General features: G+C 39.4%; 22 protein-coding genes and 2 pseudogenes. 3 read left to right on the top strand and 21 right to left on the bottom strand.

All coding sequences use genetic code 11. From position 1 onward, the window contains the following. The first annotated feature begins 81 nt into the window (after nt 1-81). Nucleotides 82-690 carry a spore germination lipoprotein GerD gene (gerD, locus tag V1L66_RS01135; RefSeq protein ID WP_016994497.1) on the top strand — a complete coding sequence of 203 codons (609 nt, stop codon included), beginning with the start codon at nt 82-84 and terminating at the stop codon, nt 688-690. Between the two features lie 56 nt (nt 691-746). Here the strand turns inward: gerD and V1L66_RS01130 are convergent, their stop codons facing one another. From V1L66_RS01130 to V1L66_RS01120, 3 genes and pseudogenes are all read right to left on the bottom strand, one after another. Next, entirely contained in the window at nt 747-1802 is a 1056-nt protein-coding gene (locus tag V1L66_RS01130) for a P-loop NTPase (protein WP_016994496.1), read from the bottom strand. Between the two features lie 72 nt (nt 1803-1874). Continuing rightward, nucleotides 1875-2588 carry an N-acetylmuramoyl-L-alanine amidase gene (locus V1L66_RS01125; protein ID WP_036077736.1) on the bottom strand — a complete coding sequence of 238 codons (714 nt, stop codon included), beginning with the start codon at nt 2586-2588 and terminating at the stop codon, nt 1875-1877. A 124-nt stretch (nt 2589-2712) separates the two neighbouring features. Then, nucleotides 2713-3552 (bottom strand): annotated as a pseudogene (locus V1L66_RS01120) (DUF4822 domain-containing protein); the annotation flags it as partial. Between the two features lie 562 nt (nt 3553-4114). Between V1L66_RS01120 and V1L66_RS01115 the strand changes: the two are divergent. Together V1L66_RS01115 and V1L66_RS01110 are read left to right on the top strand one after the other, a co-directional pair. Continuing rightward, nucleotides 4115-4720 carry an ankyrin repeat domain-containing protein gene (locus tag V1L66_RS01115; RefSeq protein WP_312124170.1) on the top strand — a complete coding sequence of 202 codons (606 nt, stop codon included), beginning with the start codon at nt 4115-4117 and terminating at the stop codon, nt 4718-4720. Nucleotides 4721-4739: 19 nt separating this feature from the next. After that, nucleotides 4740-5219: a nucleoside deaminase gene (locus V1L66_RS01110; protein WP_036077742.1), complete on the top strand. Its 480-nt coding sequence runs from the start codon at nt 4740-4742 to the stop codon at nt 5217-5219. Between the two features lie 104 nt (nt 5220-5323). On the opposite strand, the gene rpsI is transcribed toward V1L66_RS01110, so the two are convergent. The 18 genes and pseudogenes from rpsI to rpsE all read right to left on the bottom strand — a co-directional run bounded on the left by rpsI (nt 5324) and on the right by rpsE (nt 16337). Continuing rightward, nucleotides 5324-5716: a 30S ribosomal protein S9 gene (rpsI, locus tag V1L66_RS01105; protein ID WP_004233744.1), complete on the bottom strand. Its 393-nt coding sequence runs from the start codon at nt 5714-5716 to the stop codon at nt 5324-5326. Between the two features lie 25 nt (nt 5717-5741). Beyond that, nucleotides 5742-6179, bottom strand: coding sequence for a 50S ribosomal protein L13 (gene rplM, locus V1L66_RS01100; RefSeq protein ID WP_004233742.1), 438 nt, complete (start codon nt 6177-6179; stop codon nt 5742-5744). 178 nt (nt 6180-6357) lie between these two features. Beyond that, nucleotides 6358-7098 carry a tRNA pseudouridine(38-40) synthase TruA gene (truA, locus tag V1L66_RS01095; protein ID WP_274770643.1) on the bottom strand — a complete coding sequence of 247 codons (741 nt, stop codon included), beginning with the start codon at nt 7096-7098 and terminating at the stop codon, nt 6358-6360. A gap of 13 nt (nt 7099-7111) precedes the next feature. Beyond that, nucleotides 7112-7909, bottom strand: coding sequence for an energy-coupling factor transporter transmembrane protein EcfT (locus V1L66_RS01090; RefSeq protein ID WP_016994490.1), 798 nt, complete (start codon nt 7907-7909; stop codon nt 7112-7114). Then, entirely contained in the window at nt 7906-8778 is an 873-nt protein-coding gene (locus tag V1L66_RS01085) for an energy-coupling factor ABC transporter ATP-binding protein (protein WP_016994489.1), read from the bottom strand. Before V1L66_RS01085 ends, V1L66_RS01090 begins: the two co-directional genes overlap by 4 nt. Continuing rightward, entirely contained in the window at nt 8754-9599 is an 846-nt protein-coding gene (locus V1L66_RS01080; protein ID WP_016994488.1) for an energy-coupling factor ABC transporter ATP-binding protein, read from the bottom strand. The genes V1L66_RS01085 and V1L66_RS01080 overlap by 25 nt, the downstream gene beginning before the upstream one ends. Nucleotides 9600-10033: 434 nt before the next feature. Next, the gene (gene rplQ / locus V1L66_RS01075; protein WP_008181938.1) at nt 10034-10414 is read right to left on the bottom strand and encodes a 50S ribosomal protein L17; all 381 of its coding nucleotides are present in this window, start codon (nt 10412-10414) and stop codon (nt 10034-10036) included. A gap of 57 nt (nt 10415-10471) precedes the next feature. Beyond that, the gene (locus tag V1L66_RS01070) at nt 10472-11416 is read right to left on the bottom strand and encodes a DNA-directed RNA polymerase subunit alpha (RefSeq protein ID WP_004233733.1); all 945 of its coding nucleotides are present in this window, start codon (nt 11414-11416) and stop codon (nt 10472-10474) included. Nucleotides 11417-11555: 139 nt separating this feature from the next. Beyond that, the gene (gene rpsK, locus V1L66_RS01065; protein WP_004233731.1) at nt 11556-11945 is read right to left on the bottom strand and encodes a 30S ribosomal protein S11; all 390 of its coding nucleotides are present in this window, start codon (nt 11943-11945) and stop codon (nt 11556-11558) included. Nucleotides 11946-11970: 25 nt separating this feature from the next. Further along, the gene (gene rpsM / locus V1L66_RS01060) at nt 11971-12336 is read right to left on the bottom strand and encodes a 30S ribosomal protein S13 (protein WP_004233729.1); all 366 of its coding nucleotides are present in this window, start codon (nt 12334-12336) and stop codon (nt 11971-11973) included. 24 nt (nt 12337-12360) lie between these two features. Then, nucleotides 12361-12474, bottom strand: a complete 114-nt coding sequence (gene rpmJ / locus V1L66_RS01055) for a 50S ribosomal protein L36 (protein ID WP_000868344.1) — start codon at nt 12472-12474, stop codon at nt 12361-12363. 37 nt (nt 12475-12511) lie between these two features. Next, on the bottom strand, nt 12512-12730 hold the full coding sequence (gene infA / locus V1L66_RS01050; protein WP_004233690.1) for a translation initiation factor IF-1: 219 nt from the start codon (nt 12728-12730) through the stop codon (nt 12512-12514). A gap of 86 nt (nt 12731-12816) precedes the next feature. Beyond that, nucleotides 12817-12894, bottom strand: a pseudogene (locus V1L66_RS01045) (type I methionyl aminopeptidase); the annotation flags it as partial. 249 nt (nt 12895-13143) lie between these two features. Then, complete coding sequence (locus tag V1L66_RS01040; RefSeq protein WP_016992655.1) at nt 13144-13797, bottom strand: adenylate kinase; 654 nt, start codon at nt 13795-13797, stop codon at nt 13144-13146. A 70-nt stretch (nt 13798-13867) separates the two neighbouring features. Next, entirely contained in the window at nt 13868-15163 is a 1296-nt protein-coding gene (gene secY, locus V1L66_RS01035) for a preprotein translocase subunit SecY (RefSeq protein WP_004233672.1), read from the bottom strand. Next, the gene (gene rplO, locus V1L66_RS01030; protein ID WP_004233670.1) at nt 15163-15603 is read right to left on the bottom strand and encodes a 50S ribosomal protein L15; all 441 of its coding nucleotides are present in this window, start codon (nt 15601-15603) and stop codon (nt 15163-15165) included. Before rplO ends, secY begins: the two co-directional genes overlap by 1 nt. 34 nt (nt 15604-15637) lie before the next feature. Then, the gene (gene rpmD, locus V1L66_RS01025) at nt 15638-15820 is read right to left on the bottom strand and encodes a 50S ribosomal protein L30 (protein ID WP_004233668.1); all 183 of its coding nucleotides are present in this window, start codon (nt 15818-15820) and stop codon (nt 15638-15640) included. A 13-nt stretch (nt 15821-15833) separates the two neighbouring features. After that, a complete protein-coding gene (gene rpsE / locus V1L66_RS01020; protein ID WP_016992656.1) occupies nt 15834-16337 on the bottom strand; it encodes a 30S ribosomal protein S5 in 504 nt (167 codons plus the stop codon). Nucleotides 16338-16343: the final 6 nt, after the last annotated feature.

Raw genomic sequence — 16343 nt, 5'->3', positions numbered from 1 at the left:
CTCATCCTAACCAATACATAAAGTCCTCAGAAATGTGAACAATAATTGAAAGAGTCTCTCTAGAGAAAGGACTGATTGCCGATGCGAAAATTCACCTTATTACTGATTCTAATGCTTTTTCTTTCTGCCTGTTCACAAGATAAAACCTCTACCATGTCCTATGATGAAATAAAAAAAATCATGATTGACTCTTTGCAAACAGAGGATGGTAAAAAGGCATTGCGACAGCTTTTGGAGGAGCCAAGTTTCCGTGAGCTCTTGATTTTAGAGCATGATGAAGTGAAAAAGGCTACCGAGGAAACTTTACTTTCCAAGGAAGCAGAAGACTTTTGGAAAAAAACCTTTGAAGATCCAAAGTTTAAAGAAACTGTTGCGAAAAGTATGCAAAAACAGCAACAGGATATTATGAAGAACTTAATAAAAGATCCGACTTTCCAAAAGGATATGGAGGCATTTTTCGGGCAGCCCGATATGCAAAAGCAGTTGGAGACTATCCTTAAATCTTCCAATATGCGCAAGCAAATGGAGGAAGTCGTAAAGGAAACAATCGAAAGCCCTTTAATGCAATCTAAATGGCAGGAACTTATTAAAAAGAGTGGCGAAACAAGTTCATCAGGAAGTGGCAATAAGAAAGAAGCAAGTGGCGATAGCGGTGGTGGATCGGGTAAGGAACAAAAAGGTACCGAGTAACCTTGGTAATGTAAAAACGGATTTCCCCATAAAAGTGGTGGAAATCCGTTTTTTTATTATTTATTTAATTTACCGATGATTTTGGTAGCAATGTCTAAATAAATTTGTCCTGTTGTATGTTTTTCAGCATATACAGAAGGAGCAAAATCTTCATCTGTCCAATCTGGTTGCCCAAGCGGGATTTGTCCAAGTAGCTCTGTACGTAATTCATCAGCTAGCTTTGGACCTCCTCCTTGCCCAAAGACAAATTCTCGGTCACCTGATTTAGATTCAAACCACGCCATGTTTTCGATAACACCTAAAATTTCATGGTCTGTTTGAAGCGCCATGGCTCCTGCACGTGCCGCTACAAATGCTGCTGTTGGGTGTGGTGTTGTTACAACAATTTCTTTTGATGATGGTAACATTTGATGGATATCTAATGCAACGTCACCTGTGCCAGGAGGTAAATCTAATAATAGATAATCTAATTCACCCCACTCCACATCACGGAAGAACTGATCTAATACTTTACCCAGCATTGGACCACGCCATACAATCGGTGCGTTATTTTCCACAAAGAACCCCATTGAAATCATTTTTACCCCAAAGCGATCTACTGGGAAAATACGATTATCGACTACTTTAGGCATATCCGTCACACCCATCATATCAGGCACACTAAATCCATAAATATCTGCGTCAATTAAGCCGACTTTCTTTCCTAGACGAGCTAAAGCAACAGCTAAGTTAACTGATACCGTCGATTTACCTACTCCACCTTTACCAGAAGCAATTGAAATTACTTGTACTGTGCTTAGCGGTGATAAAATATCCTGTGCTTCTGACTCTGTTGCTGTACCACGGAAGCTTTGTAATTTTTCTGTTGAAAGTTCTTCAAAGCGGATACCAACCGTGTTTGCACCCGCTTCTTTCAACACCTCAACAACTTTCATTTGTAGTTGTAATTGTTCAGGTGTATTTAATTTAGCAATGGCAATTTTTACACTGACATGATTTTTTTCTTCTTTTATTGCTACGTTCGTTATACCATCTGTTTCTGCAAGCGATTTATGTAAAAATGGATCTTGTAGTTGTCCTAGTATTTCTCGTACTTGTTGTTCAGTAATCACGACGAACACTCCCCTTATATTGTCTCAATATTAGTATATCATAATGATTTGATTTACGTTGTAGATGTTGCTCTACTCAATTTTAGCTAATAAATAGTCTTCTATACCTTCAACTATGGCATCTGCCATTTTTTCTTGATACTTTTTATCAACTAATAATGCTCGTTCCTCATCATTACTAATAAAACCAGTCTCTACTAAAGCTGCAGGTACTTCCGCTTTCTTCAATAAATAGATTTGCTTAATTGACAATGCTTCACGGTCTGTATTTTTTAAATTAGTGCGAATGGATTGTTGAATACTCTTGGCAAGAATCTCTCCATCAGCATGTCCTTCCTTATGGTAAAATACCTGTGCGCCACGCCATTTTGTTTCAGGTATGGCATTTGCATGAATAGTTATAAATACATCAGGCTTTTCCTTTTCCACGATATCCTTTCTTAAGAAAATATCTTGCTTTTTCCGTTCTCTCATTGTTCCATATTTTTCTGATGGCGCATGCTCATCTATTACATCCCCATTTTTTGTTCGTGTCATTATAACCGTTGCGCCTTTTTTCTTTAATTGCTTCTCTACATGCTGAGCAATTGCAAGTGTAATATCCTTTTCAATCACTTCGCCCTTTGAAGCTCCTCCATCCTCACCACCATGCCCTGCATCAATGACAATTTTTATGCCACCAAGTGGGTCCGGTAAGAAGAAGTTACGGTCCGAAGCATTTGTTTCATATGCCACGACCACTATACTCATAAGCATAATTACTCCTAGTGCAAGCCAGCGCTTCACCCATATCCACCACCCTTTTACATTTAGTGTACGAAATTAATGGATAAACTATGCCAGAAAGTAAAAAAAACTCCCAAGTCGCAAACTTGAGAGTTTTCTTCTATATTAAGGGAGGAAGAACAACTTATTGTATTGTAAAGGTAGGGTTAAATTCACCTGTATATGGTTCATGCTCTACAAATACAGTTATTTCATTACCCTCTTTGTCTTTACCTGTTCGTTTATACGTGAACTTCTTATCGTTGATTTCTGTAATTTCAAGAGCGACACCATACTTATTATCACCGATAGAAACATGCGCTCTTATTTTATTATCATGAATGACATCAAAGTAACCATAGTCTCCACGACTTTCACCTGTTTCAGGATTGAAGAACTCATATCTATTTGTATTTGCATCATACTTTGCAATGCTAATGAAATTTGAATTGAATTCTGTTACATCATTACCCGCTTCATCTAACACAACAGTTCCATGCCATAATGTATCAGCTAAAATTTTGTCTCCGTCCACGTCTGTAACAATATCACCTGTTGAAGCATCTAACGTTTTATCGGAATCTGTAAATGCCAGTTCCTTTTCTTTATAAGGTATATGTTCCACGAATACTTCCACATCATTGCCTGTAGCATCTTTACCCATTCTTTTATAGGTAAAGATACTATCGTTTAGCTCAGTGATCTCGACAACCGCTTGGTATTTTTTCGATTCTGAAATTAATATTCTTTGTTTCCCATCATTTGTGATAAAGAATGTCCCTTTATCGTCACGGCTTTCACCTGTAGCAGCGTCAAAGAATTCATAATGACCTGTCTGAGCATCATATTTTGCTAACCCAATGAAATTTGCGTTCTCAGCTGTTAAGTCATTATTATCTTTGTCGTAAACTTTTGTACCTTGCCAATTTGTACCACTTAGAATATTAGCCATTTCTTGTCCCTTTGTTAATTGCTCTTTAGCAGTATTTTCTGTTGAAGCACTTTCGGTTTTGACTTCCTCACTATTCGTTGTATTGCCTTTTGTAGGCGCCTTATCTTGACATGCTGCCAGTAATGCTATTGCTGCAACAGATACTATTAATAATTTTTTCATAACTACTTACCTCCATCGTTTAGTTTATATTTGGAGTTACATCAAACCTATAACGATAATTTTTTAAAATGAAAGGTTTGTTGTACCTTCTGAAACTATATTAAAGTGGAATGTTAAACCCCCCCTAAATAATTTCTTAAAAAAACATAAACTTATACGAAAATATTTTTAATATATATTAAATCTGCACAGAAATAGTGTTGTCTATGTAAAAAGCTAATGATTATTTTCTAGATCTTCTTAATCTCCAGCAAATACCTTCCTATTATTTATTATATGAAAAAACTAAGCACAGCATATTTTTTTAATATTACTCGTACAATTCGTAACGTGTTACCATATTTTTATAAACGAAAAAGTAGGATACAGTTATATACACTAGTCATTTGGCTGTTATATTGCTGGACACCTCCAAAGAAAAGAAGGTGGAAAAATGAATGATCAATTAATACTTTCAGCAGCGAACGGTGATACTGACAAAGTATTAGCACTTCTGCAAAATGGCATCAATATTAATGTAACGGATCAGAATGGAAGAACGGCTGTTTTAGCTGCCACTTATAATAATCAGGTGGATACTGTGAAGGTGCTCATTGAACATGGTGCAGATATTAATATTCGAGATAATAACCTTGAGAACGTACTTTTACATGCAGGTGCATCAGGCTATTTAGAAATCGTTAAACTTGCCATAGTGGCAGGGGCAGATACAAAGCTGACTAATCGCTTTGGTGGAATTGCCATCATCCCTGCAGCAGAACGTGGGCATGTTGAGGTAGTTCGAGAGCTACTTAATCACTCAGACATTGATGTCAATCACATTAATAATTTGCATTGGACTGCTCTATTGGAGGCAGTCATATTAGGCAGTGGCGGGGAAAAGCATCAAGAAATTGTGCAACTATTAGTAGATTATGGTGCTGATATGTCTATCGGAGATCGAGATGGTGTCACGCCATTGCAGCATGCAAAAAAACTAGGCTTTTATGACATTGAGCAAATTTTAAAAGAAGCTGCAGCAAAGCGAAATAATAGTTAACACATAAGGAGGTTTTTTCATGATCCAGGACGTAGATCTAAAGCATCTAGAGAGATGCATCGAGCTTGCCAAAAATGCGCTGGAAGCAGGAGATGAGCCCTTTGGTTCGATACTTGTAAATTCAAATGGCGAGATACTGGCAGAAGAACAAAATCGTGTATCGGGCGGGGATCATACACAGCACCCAGAGTTTGCATTAGCACGCTGGGCAGCACAAAATATGAGTCTCGAGGAAAGAGGCTCAGCAACCGTTTACACTTCTGGAGAACACTGTCCAATGTGTGCTGCAGCCCATGGATGGGTTGGGCTTGGAAGAATTGTTTACGCTAGCTCATCTAAACAGTTAGCGCAATGGCTAAATGAGATGGGTATCACTTCTACATCACGAGTTCGTAATTTATCCATTCATGAAGTCATTCAAGATACTATTATAGATGGCCCCGTTCCTGCATTAGCCGAGCAGGTGCATCAACTTCATCTTCAGTTTCATAAGAAATAGTGTTAAGCAATCTTTGAAGTAACTTCAAAGATTGCTTTTTATGATGGAATGACAAAAGACTCCTTCCACGAAAGTAGAAAGAGTCTTTGTATAGAAAGCTGATATTAACGTTTTGAGAACTGAGGTGCACGACGAGCGCCGCGTAGACCTGGTTTTTTACGTTCTTTCATGCGTGAATCACGAGTAAGTAATCCAGCTGATTTTAATGCAGCACGGAAATCTGGGTCTACTTGAAGTAGAGCACGAGCGATACCGTGACGAACAGCACCAGCTTGACCAGTGTATCCACCACCGTTAACGTTTACGTGGATATCATAGCTTCCTGTAGTTTCAGTAGCTACTAATGGTTGTTTAATTACTTCGCGTAATGCAGCGAATGGTACGTATTCTTCGATTTCACGTTTGTTGATAACAATTTTACCTGTACCTGGTACTAAACGTACGCGAGCTACAGAGCTTTTACGGCGACCAGTGCCGATGTATTGAACTTGTGCCAAAGTAATATCCTCCTCTTAATTTATATTATCCGCGAAGCTCGTATGCTTCTGGTTTTTGTGCAGCATGTGGATGCTCTGTTCCAGTGTAAACATTAAGTTTAGTGAACATTTTACGACCTAAAGAGTTTTTAGGAAGCATTCCTTTAACTGCTAATTCGATCATTCTTGTTGGGTATTTATCTAACATTTCACCAGCAGTACGTGTTTTTAAACCACCCGCAAATTGAGTATGGTGACGGTATAGTTTACCCTCTAATTTGTTACCAGTTAAATGGATTTTGTCAGCGTTGATGATGATTACGTGATCACCTGTATCAACGTTTGGTGTGAATGTTGGTTTATGTTTACCACGTAAGATTGCAGCTACTTCAGAAGCTAAACGTCCAAGAGTTTGGCCTTCTGCATCAACTACTAACCATTTACGGTCTACTTCGTGACCTTTAGCCATGAATGTTGTACGCATGTATATATCCTCCTAATCGATTCGATTACCGTTATTTTTCATTAGACTACACTATAAGTTTCGGGGCTTATTTGTGGTGGTAATGAAAATACCATCTGTTATCATATAATGAATGACTTTTAAAGTCAAGCAATTTCATTAAACACCTGGTGAAGTTGTTCAGAATTGTAGAACGCCACTAATAGAACACTTTTTCTAAGTACAGCCCTTGTGGTGGTGCGGTTTTCCCCGCATTATCACGATTACCTGAAGCAACTACCTCGGACACATTTTCAATCATACGTCGACCTATGCCAACCTCCCAAAGAGTACCTGCAATAATACGCACCATATTATATAAGAAGCCATTCCCTTCAATCACCATATGTAGCTCTTCACCATGCCATTCAAATTGCAATAATGTTACTGTGCGTACTTTATCTTTCACACTTGTATTCGCCGCGCAAAAACAGGAAAAGTCATGTGTACCAATAATAGCCTTAGCTGCCTCTTGCATCGCCTCTACGTTAGGTTTGACTCCATTTGTCTCCACAGTATAATATCTGCGGAATGGACTTTGGATAGGCTCACAAGACCAAATATAGCGATATCTTTTTCCAGCCACGTCATAACGCGCATGAAAGTCATGGGCTACTTCCTCTACCGATAATACACGAATATCTCGTGGCAGTTGCACATTCAAAGCCTTACTATACTTTTCTACAGGTATGCCAAGTGGTGTGTCGAAATGCAATGTTTGCCCTGTCGCATGTACTTTAGCATCTGTACGACCACTTGCAGTTACCTTAACCGATTCTCCCTTATGCATAATGGCTAGAACACGTTCAAGCTCAGCCTGCACTGTACGTTCCCCTGGCTGTATCTGATAGCCTGAAAATAGTGTTCCATCATAGCTTATAATTACTTTTAATCGTCGCATATAGCCTACTCCTTTAACTTCTATAGAAGAATAGCAATACGCCTATTGCTACTAATAACACAAGCGCAAATGTGTCCCCCATATCCCATTTTAACCTGCGGTACCTAGTGCGACCTTCACCACCGCGATAGCCTCTTACTTCCATCGCTGTTGCTAAATCCTCAGCCCGTTTAAATGCACTGACAAAGAGAGGCACAAGCAATGGTACTACTGCCTTTATACGGTCCTTAATTGGCCCAGATGATAAATCAGAGCCCCTTGCCATTTGTGCCTTCATAATTTTATCCGTCTCATCCATTAAGGTTGGAATGAAGCGTAATGAGATGGACATCATTAAAGCCAATTCATGGACGGGTACTTTTATTGCTTTTAAGGGATTCAGCAGAACCTCGATACCGTCTGTTATGGAAATTGGTGATGTTGTAAGGGTTAAGATTGACGTCATAAATACTAATACTAGAAAACGAATTGAGATAAATATTCCCCGCCTAATCCCTTCATCATAAATCGTAATGAATTTTGATTCAAACACAGGGACGCCTTCCTTCGTCATAAAAATATGGAGAAGGAATGTAAAGGCCATTAAAAAGAGCACTGGTTTGAGTCCATTAATTAAAAAATAAAGGCGAATGCGCGATATTAATACAATCAGTAGCGTGAATGCGAGTAACATCGCATACGTCACGGTATTATTGGCTAAAAACACAATAATAATAAAGGCGAACACAAAGATCAGCTTTGACCGTGGATCAAGCTTGTGTACGGGTGAGTCACCAGGTAAGAAGCGACCAAAGATCATTTTTTCCATCATGACTCTGCACGCTCCTCTCTAAGTGCTTGAGCAATTTCAGCAGCAAGCTCTTCCTCTGTTAAGCAAACCTTAGACAAGGAATGACCCATCATGTGTTCAATCTTTTGCTGAAAGCGGACAATACGTGGAGGCTCTAGACGGAATTTCTTTAATGTTTCAACATCTTTAAAAATAATTCGTGGTGTTCCACTTAAGACATTCTTTCCTTCATGCATGATCACAATATTATCTGCGTACCGAGCTGCATCCTCCATACTATGGGTTACTAGAATGGTTGTAAGATGACGTTCTTGATGGAGCTGATAAAACATATCCATAATTTCCTTTTGACCTCGTGGATCAAGACCTGCTGTTGGTTCATCTAAGACAATAACCTCAGGATCCATCGCCAAAACACCTGCAATCGCTACACGACGCATTTGACCACCTGATAAATCGAAAGGTGATTTATCCAAAACACTATCAGGCAAACCGACTAAGCTGACAAGTTCTCTTGCACGAGCTTCCGCCTCCTCCTCTGATATACCAAAGTTCATTGGGCCAAACATAATATCCTTTAACACTGTTTCTTCAAAAAGTTGATGCTCTGGAAATTGAAAGACAATGCCCACCTTTTGTCTTACAGCTTTTAAATCCTTTGCTTTTTTCCCAGCTATAATAAGTCGATCTCCTATATGTACTTCTCCTGAAGTAGGTCTTAGAAGCGCGTTAAAATGCTGCAGAATCGTTGATTTTCCAGAACCCGTATGGCCAATTATCGCTTGATACGTATGAGATGGAATGTCAAAATCTACATCGAATAATGCCCGTTTTTCAAAGGGGGTTCCTTGTGCATAGGCATAGCTTACTTGTTGAAGTTTGATGTCCATAAATCATTCACCAACTCTTCTTCTGTCATATGTTGCCCCATTAATGGAACACCTTCCTTTTGCAATAGCTTTGATAACTTCAAGGCAAATGGCAAATCTAGTCCAAATTCAACTAGCTTGTCTCCAAGTGCAAAGATTTCAGCAGGTGTACCTTCTGCAAATTTCTTACCATCATTCATAAAAAGAACACGATCTGCTAACATTGCCTCTTCTAAATCATGGGTAATAGATAAAACTGTTAATCCTGTTTCTGCACGTAATGTTTGCACCGTTTGTAACACCTCTGCACGACCCTGAGGATCTAACATGGATGTAGCCTCATCTAAAATTAAAAGCTTCGGCTTTAAAGCAAGTGCCCCAGCAATGGCTACACGCTGTTTTTGTCCACCAGATAAATGATGTGGCTCATGGTCTAAAAACTGACTCATTTTTACCTGTTCGAGTGCCGCATGTACACGTTTCACCATTTCTTCAAAAGGGATACCGTTGTTTTCCAAAGCAAATGCTACATCATCCTGTACCGTTGCCCCAACGAATTGATTGTCAGGGTTTTGAAAAACCATTCCCATCAAGGAGCGAGATTCCCAAAGATTTTCTTCATTTAAAGGTTCTCGTAATATTCGTACATCCCCCTGTTGAGGAAACAATAAACCATTCATCAGCTTGGCAATGGTGGACTTACCAGAACCATTATGTCCTACAATAGCAATCCACTCACCTTCATCAACAGCAAAACTAACATTTTCTACAGCATTACGACTGTTTTGAATTTCTGGTGTATATGAAAAAGTCACATTATTTAAAGATAAAATTTCAGGCATATCTAGAACTCCTCTCTCTAAGCTCAGCTCTACTAACTAACTTACACTTTTTTATGTATGAATTCTACTACAATCCGTATGTCGATAAAAGAAAAATACTACAATAGCAACTCAAATTGATAATTGATAATGGACTAATGGAATTACAAAATAACGCCCATATATTAAAAAAAGCACCACAAATTGGCGCCATCTAATCTAATAAAAAAGCGCGCACCTCATTCGATAGAAATGCGCTAGTCGTTACATTTACAAGAAATATGGGTGCTCAAGCCCTTATTTCTCCTGAATGAGGTGCGGAGAGCTAAACGAGACGCCACACTAATAAGTGTCCGCTCATCATAACGCTCAGCTTAATTATTTGTCGTATAAATCATTTATAAAGAAAGAGGGTGGTGATTCCCACCCTCTTCACCACAAGTTTTCTCTTATGATTAAACTAGTTCAATCACAACAACAGGTGCACCGTCGCCACGACGAGGACCTACTTTAAGAATACGAGTGTAACCACCTTGACGCTCAGCATAACGTGGTGCAACATCATCAAATAACTTTTGAAGTGCAAATGATGTTGATTCGTTACCTTCTGCATCAGTCGTTGTTACTAGTTCACGACGGATGAATGCAGCAGCTTGACGGCGTGCATGTAAATCTCCGCGTTTACCTAAAGTAATCATTTTTTCAACAGCTTTACGTACTTCTTTAGCGCGAGCCTCAGTAGTTTCGATACGCTCGTTGATGATTAAATCAGTAGCTAAGTCACGTAACATCGCTTTACGTTGAGAACTTGTACGACCAAGTTTTCTGTAACCCATGGATGTTTCCCTCCTTTATAGAAAAAAATCTGATCTTGTTAGTTGTGTTTAAATCGCTTAGTCTTCTTTGCGTAATCCTAAACCAAGCTCTTCTAACTTCGCTTTTACTTCTTCTAATGACTTACGTCCAAGGTTACGAACTTTCATCATGTCGTCTTCTGATTTATTCGCAAGTTCTAGTACTGTATTGATACCAGCGCGTTTTAAACAGTTATAAGAACGAACAGAAAGATCAAGTTCTTCAATAGTCATCTCTAAAACTTTTTCTTTTTGATCTTCTTCTTTTTCGACCATGATTTCAGCAGTTTGTGCCTCATCTGTCATGCCAACGAAGATGTTAAGATGCTCGGTTAAAATTTTTGCTCCGAGCGAAATCGCCTCTTTCGGACCGATGCTGCCATCTGTCCACACATCAAGAGAAAGTTTGTCGTAGTCAGAAGACTGACCAACACGAGTATTTTCCACTTGGAAATTGACGCGTGATACTGGAGTGTAAATAGAGTCGATCGGGATCACGCCGATAGGAAGATCCTCACGTTTGTTTTGATCAGCAGGAGTGTAACCACGGCCGCGTTGTGCATACATACGCATACGTAAATGACCGTTTTTAGCGATTGTTGCAATATATAGATCTGGGTTTAAAATTTCTACGTCACTGTCATGTGTAATGTCAGCAGCCGTAACTGTACCATCGCCTTTAACATCAATCTCAATAACTTTTTCTTCGTCAGAGTAGATTTTAAGAGCTAGTTTTTTCACGTTCAAAATGATTGAAGCTACATCTTCTACTACGCCTTCTACAGTTGAGAATTCGTGAAGAACACCATCAATTTGAATTGAAGTGACAGCAGCTCCTGGTAATGAAGACAGAAGGATACGACGTAAAGAATTACCCAAAGTGTTTCCATATCCGCGTTCAAGCGGTTCTACAACAAACTTTCCATATTTGGAATCTTCGCTGATCTCCACCGTTTCAATCTTTGGTTTTTCAATTTCGATCATTTTATTTACCCTCCTTCAAAACATCGAATGTATAGGTTCTTTCCATCATAGATTCGATCGTCAATGACGTATCGTTTATTATCTGCACAAGACAGTCTGTACAAAAAATGATGTTCTCATACAATATGAGACGCACCCATTACACGCGACGACGTTTTGGCGGACGGCAACCATTGTGAGGAACTGGAGTAACGTCTTTAATAGCAGTTACTTCTAAACCAGCAGCTTGAAGTGCACGAATAGCAGCTTCACGACCAGCACCAGGACCTTTAACAGTTACTTCCAACGTTTTCAGACCATGTTCAAGGGATGTTTTAGCAGCAGTTTCTGCAGCCATTTGAGCAGCGAATGGTGTAGATTTACGTGAACCACGGAAACCAAGAGCACCAGCACTTGACCAAGATACAGCGTTACCTTGCATATCTGTAATCGTTACGATTGTATTGTTAAATGTAGAACGAATGTGTGCAATACCAGATTCGATATTCTTTTTCACACGACGTTTACGAGTTTGTTGTTTACGAGCCATGTTAAGAAGGAACCTCCTTTACCAATTATTTTTTCTTGTTCGCAACTGTTTTACGAGGACCTTTACGCGTACGCGCATTGTTCTTCGTATTTTGACCACGAACAGGTAAGCCACGACGGTGACGGATACCACGGAATGAACCGATTTCCATCAGACGTTTAATATTTAATGAAGTTTCGCGACGTAAGTCACCTTCAAGTTTGTAAGAATCTAATTGTTCACGGATTTTGTTTAACTCATCTTCAGTTAAGTCGCGTACGCGTGTATCTTCTGAAATACCTGCATCAGCTAGTACTTTCTGAGCTGTAGTTTTACCAATACCGAAAATGTACGTTAATGAAATTACCACGCGTTTGTCGCGAGGAATATCAACACCAGCAATACGTGCCATGTACGTTGTGCACCTCCTTTAGAATTAACCTTGTTTTTGTTTATGTTTAGGATTTTCACAGATTACCATTACTTTACCGCGTCGGCGAATTACTTTACATTTTTCGCAGATCGGTTTCACAGATGGTCTCACTTTCATCTAACCTAACCTCCTTAGTAGTCCGGAGCGCAAAAGATTATTTAAAACGGTATGTGATACGACCGCGAGTTAAATCATAAGGAGATAACTCAATAGTAACCTTATCTCCAGGTAGAATACGGATAAAGTGCATACGAATCTTACCAGATACGTGTGCTAGAATCACATGTCCATTTTCTAATTCTACCTTAAACATCGCGTTTGGCAAAGTCTCAACAACTGTCCCTTCGACTTCAATTACATCATCTTTCGCCATCTACTCTGTCTCCTCTCTATATGCAAATTAAAGTTCTCATCGTTACATCAAACGGATATCTGCTGCAACTTTAGAAGCAACCTCGTTTCAACATATGTTTGGATTGTATGAGAGATGTTTGAAAGACGCTCGTCTGGTTTCGCTTCACACAATCCACGGAATATACAGAACCAGTAAGGGCACTGAATCTCCCATGTTTACACGAATACCGGAATGTCTTGGATGAGATATTCATACCCGTTACACAGATGCTTCCACGAAACCCATTATACTCCTCCAAAAGGTATGTTGCACTTTTTAGAAGAAATATATACCGGGCACAATATGCTTTTGCAACTCTCAAAAAAATTATGTTTCGTTGTTGCTCCCGCATGCCTCCCGCGGAAGCAGTACTCTGCGCCCGGAGCCGGGTATCAGCTGCGGCTGCCCTGTAATAGAGCATCAAGATCAGCAAACACTTTGTTAATATCTTGCTGTCCATCTATATTAGTTAACACGCCTTTAGCTTGATAGAAATCAAGTAGAGGTTGTGCTTGTTTCATATTTACTTCCAGACGGTTCGCAACCGTTTCAGGGTTATCATCTGCACGTGTATAAAGCTCGCCACCATCTTTATCACATTTCCCTTCCTCGGCAGGAGGATTGAAAATTAAATGATAAGATGTACCACAAGTTTTACAAATACGTCTACCTGAAAGACGAGCAATTAGCTCATCCTTTTCAACTTGAATGTTTAATGTATGCTCAATAGCTTTACCTAGATCAGCAAGAATGCTATCTAAAGCTTCAGCTTGAGGAACAGTACGTGGGAAACCATCTAATAAGAATCCTTTTTCACAATCAGGTTTAGCCAGTCGCTCACGAACAATACCAATCGTTACTTCATCAGGTACAAGTGCACCTTGATCCATAAACGACTTAGCTTGTAAGCCTAGTTCAGTACCTTCTTTAATTGCAGCACGGAACATATCGCCTGTAGAAATATGAGGAATTGCGTACTTCTCAACAATTTTATCTGCCTGAGTACCTTTACCAGCACCTGGCAGACCCATTAAAACGATATTCATTAGGAAATATTCCTCCCACAAAAGGTTTGCTGATTAAAGGAAACGATGGAACGTTCCCTAAAAACCAACATTATTTCATAAAGCCTTTGTAGTGACGTTTAACAAGTTGAGATTCTAGCTGCTTCATCGTTTCGAGCGCTACGCCGACTACGATAATAATACTAGTACCACCGATCTGCACTGAGGCAGGTAGATTCATAAAGTTTATGAATATAACCGGCATTACTGAAATAACAGTTAAGAAAATCGCGCCGACAAATGTCAGACGATATAACACGCTTGTTAAATACGTTTGAGTGTTTTCACCAGGACGAATACCTGGAATATAAGCACCTTGCTTTTTCAAGTTATCTGCCACATTTTCTGGATTCACTTGTACGAATGCATAGAAATATGTGAATGCGATGATTAATGCCACATAAATAATCATTCCAACAGGTTTTGTATGATCAAACGTGTTATTAATGAAGGTTGTAACATTATTTTCACCGAAGAACGGAACTAACGTACGAGGTGTCATCAGAAACGCTGAAGCAAAGATTACTGGAATAACCCCTGCAGCATTTACTTTTAACGGTAAATGAGTTTGTTGACCACCAGTTTGTTGATTTCGCCCAGTAACTCGTTTTGCATATTGAATTGGAATTTTACGTAGTGCTTGTTGCACGTAGATAACTCCAATAACAACCGCAAGCAAGATTAAAACAAGTAGACCAAGGATAATTAGGTTGATAAATAGCTTATCACCAGCACCCTCGATTTGTTGTGCATAGATTTGGTTGATACCTGTAGGTAATGCCGCAACGATACCTGCGAAAATTACAACAGAAATACCATTACCAACGCCATGCGCAGTAATTTGATCAGCAAGCCATACTAGGAATGCTGTACCCGCTGTTAATACAATAGAGATTATAACATATGTTAAAACTCCTTCTTCCTTAATCAAAGAACCGCCGTACATTCTATTAAAACCGAATGACATCGCGAATGATTGAATAAAAGCAAGAATAATAGTAAAGTAGCGTGTAAATTGTGCAAGTTTACGTCTTCCGACTTCACCTTGCTTTGCCCATTCAGCAAACTTCGGTACTACGTCCATTTGCAATAACTGAACAATAATTGAGGCTGTGATGTAAGGCATAATCCCCATCGCAAAGATCGAGAAGTTCTTTAAAGCACCACCGCCAAAAGTATTGAGGAAACCAACGAGGTTAAACTCATCAGTTGCCTTTAATACATTAGCGTCAACGTTAGGTACTGGAATGAAAGTTCCAATACGGAAAACGATTAACATTAAAAGTGTGAAAATGATTTTATTTCTTATATCTCGAACACGCATAAAGTTAGAGATTGTCTGAAACATTAAATCACCTCAGTAGTTCCGCCGGCATTCTCGATTGCTTCTTTCGCTGAAGCTGAGAATTTATGAGCTTTGACAGTAAGCTTTTTATTAAGTGTTCCATTGCCTAGAACTTTAATTCCAGCTTTTTCATTGCTCACTAGACCAGTTTCAAGTAATAATGCAGCAGTTACCTCTGCACCGTCTTCGAAACGGTTTAAAGCATCAAGGTTAACGATAGCGTATTCTTTACGGTTAATGTTCGTAAAGCCACGTTTTGGTAAACGACGGAATAATGGGTTCTGACCGCCTTCAAAGCCTGGGCGTACACCGCCACCAGAACGAGCGTTTTGACCTTTATGACCTTTACCTGCTGTTTTACCGTTACCAGAACCGATACCACGACCAACGCGGTTGCGTTGCTTACGAGAACCTTCTGCTGGTTTTAACTCATGCAGTTTCATAGTGGGTGGCACCTCCTTGTTCAATAATTAGAAATTAAATTTCTTTTACAGTAACTAAGTGAGCTACTTTATCAAGCATACCGCGAGTAGCTGCGTTATCAGCTTTCTCTACAGTTTGGTGTAATTTACGTAAACCTAAAGCTTCAACAGTTTTGCGTTGTGCAGGTTTAGTACCAATCACAGATTTAGTAAGGGTGATTTCTAATTTGTTAGCCATTATCTTTCCCCCCTTATCCTAATATTTCTTCCACTGATTTACCACGTAATTTAGCTACGTCCTCTACGCGTTTTAATTCAGTTAAACCTTGAATTGTTGCACGCACCATGTTAATTGGTGTGTTAGATCCAAGTGATTTTGAAAGAATATCAGTAATACCAGCAAGTTCTAGTACAGCACGTACTGGACCACCAGCGATAACCCCTGTACCAGGAGCAGCAGGTTTAATTAGGATTTCTCCTGCACCAAAGCGACCTTGCACTAAGTGTGGAGTTGTTCCACCTACGCGTGGCACTTCGATTAAGTTTTTCTTCGCGTCTTCAACAGCTTTGCGGATAGCATCTGGCACCTCTTGAGCTTTACCAGTACCGAAACCTACATGACCGTTTCTATCGCCAACTACAACTAATGCTGTGAAGCGGAAGCGACGTCCACCTTTAACAACTTTAGCAACGCGGTTAATAGTAACTACGCGTTCTTCAAGTTCTCCAAGTTTGTTTGCGTCAATACGACTCATGAAATG

It is taken from the genome of Lysinibacillus sp. IITD104, from assembly GCF_036698265.2.
In the GTDB taxonomy this organism is placed as follows: Bacteria; Bacillota; Bacilli; order Bacillales_A; family Planococcaceae; genus Lysinibacillus; species Lysinibacillus boronitolerans.
Note: the sequence above shows the minus strand (reverse complement) of the source record. Positions and strands in the feature narration are given on the sequence as shown.